This is a genomic window from Allobosea sp. 05T422_2 (genome assembly GCF_056396265.1).
Genome location: NZ_JBFTLD010000481.1, coordinates 1 through 2,045, shown reverse-complemented (window position 1 = coordinate 2,045; position 2,045 = coordinate 1). Strand labels below are relative to the sequence as shown.

Here is a 2,045-nt window from a genome sequence, read left to right as displayed (position 1 = left end):
GTCACCGTCGCTGCCGGCCCCGTGCCGATCGTTTGGCGCGATGGACGGCCTGAGTGATCACGAAGCCTCGAAGGGCGCGCCAATGACCCTGCACCGCAGACATGTGGCGACGCTGCTCGCCTTCCTGGCGTTCAGCCCCCTGCTGAACGGGCCGGGCCTCGCGCAAGCCCCGGCGCGCACGGCGGAGCCGGACGAGAAGACGATCGCGGACGCCTATGTCTATCTGCTCGGCCGGGCCTTCGTGATCCGGCAGGAACATCTCGACCGGAAGGGGCCGGGCTTCGCCTATAACGCGATCAAGTATAACCCGCTGGGCTCCGCCGATTTCGTCAATCCCAATTTCGACGTCGCCTATCTCGAGGCCTGGTTCGCCGTCGACGACAAGACGCCCGTCCTGCTCGAGGTGCCCGAGGTCAAGGGACGCTACTACACCGCCGAGATTCTCGATGAATGGGGCGAGGTGATCGTCAACATCAACGAGCGCTCCTTCCCCTCAAAACCCTTCGGCACGTTTGCGCTGGTCAAACCCGGCTCGACGGCGAAGATTCCGGCCGGTGCGGGGCGCATCGAGCTGCATTCCGGCAAGGCCAAGATGCTGGCGCGGGTCGAGCTCAAGGGCGATCCCGAAGGGGCCGTGAAGCTTCAGCGCCAGTTCAAGGTCAGGTCCCTCGGCAAGCCGGTGATCCAGCCGCCGCCGGCCATGCCCCTGTTCGAGAACAAGGACCTGATCGGCGTCGAGATCTTCGACAATGTCGATGCCAGGCTCGCAAGCGCGCTCGATGTCGCGCCGAACGCCGCCGAGATGCAGCAGAAGGTCCGGGTCGTCGCAGCCTATGCCGCATCCGGCAAGGAGGCGCGCGCCGCCATCGACACGCAGCTGCGCAAGGTCATTCCCGCCTTCCAGGAATACGCCCTGACCAGGAGCGCGCCCTATAGCAATCACTGGATCGGCGCCGGCCAGGCGGGCAATTACGGCAAGGATTTCTGGCTGCGTACCTCGGTCAATTTTGCCGGCATCTGGGCCAACACACCAGATGAAGCGGTCTACCTGATCGCCACCCGCGATGCCGACGAGAAGCCGCTCAACGGCAGCAACAGTTATGTCATGCACTTCCCCGCCGACAAGCTTCCGCAATCCGTGGTMGATGCCTATTGGTCGGTGATCCTGGTCGGCGTGCCGGATTACCGCGTGGTGGCAAACCCGCTCAATCGCTTCAACTTCAACACCAATTCAAGCCTAGCGAAGGAGCCAGACGGTTCGCTGAAGATCGGGATCGGCCCCAAGCCCGTCGCCGGTGTTCCGGACTCGAACTGGCTTCCGGCCCCCGACAGCAAGCCGTTCTCGCTGACCTTCCGAACCTATGTCCCGAAGGACGTGGTGAAGCGCGGCGCGTGGCAGCCGGCACCGGTCACCAAGGTCGATTGAGCGCTCCCGCGCCGCGAGAGGCGCGCCGGGTCAGGTCCCGACCGTCGCGCCATGCATTCTCCGTTCGGCGCGGCCCGGCATCGAGAGCGTTCCTTGCCGGGCAATCGCTCAAATGCGAGCGGTCCCATTTACAAAACGCTCGTCCTTTGGCGCGACCCTCTCGCTGCAAGGGAGGCGGCCATGAGCACCAATTACCCACTGGCCCGGGCCTATCTGATCAACGCCTTCCTGACGCTGGACGGGGACAACCCCGAGGATGACCGACTTCGGCGCGCCGTCGAGTTGCTCCTCGAAGCGGTTGCCCGCGCTCAACGCAGCAGCACGCACTCCAACGTCGTGCGCTTTCCAGGTGCAGAGCCTGTCGTCGCTGGCGGCCCGCCGCCACGACCGGCGTCGTAAGGCAGCGGGCGAAACGCGGGCTTGAGCCTGCGACGCCCCGATCTCAGCCGCTGCGGCCCGCCTTGGCCTCGGGGGCCGTTGCGGACTGGTTGCCGGTCGCGCGATCGAGGCACTCGGCCATCTCCGAAGTGCCCCATTTGTGCTTGGAACACTGCGCCGTCCCCTGTGTCAGGTCGCGGGCGACGCCCCGGGGTTGCGGGGAGCCGCTGCAGCCCAGCAG

At 65.8% G+C, this 2,045-nt stretch carries 2 protein-coding genes; both read left to right on the top strand.

The window, feature by feature from the left end:
• Positions 1–40 precede the first annotated feature (40 nt).
• Positions 41–1,426 carry a DUF1214 domain-containing protein gene (locus AC1DJT_RS36390; protein WP_476836020.1) on the top strand — a complete coding sequence of 462 codons (1,386 nt, stop codon included), beginning with the start codon at positions 41–43 and terminating at the stop codon, positions 1,424–1,426.
• 180 nt (positions 1,427–1,606) lie between these two features.
• A complete protein-coding gene (locus tag AC1DJT_RS36385) occupies positions 1,607–1,825 on the top strand; it encodes a hypothetical protein (RefSeq protein ID WP_441508151.1) in 219 nt (72 codons plus the stop codon).
• The last annotated feature ends 220 nt before the right edge of the window (positions 1,826–2,045 follow it).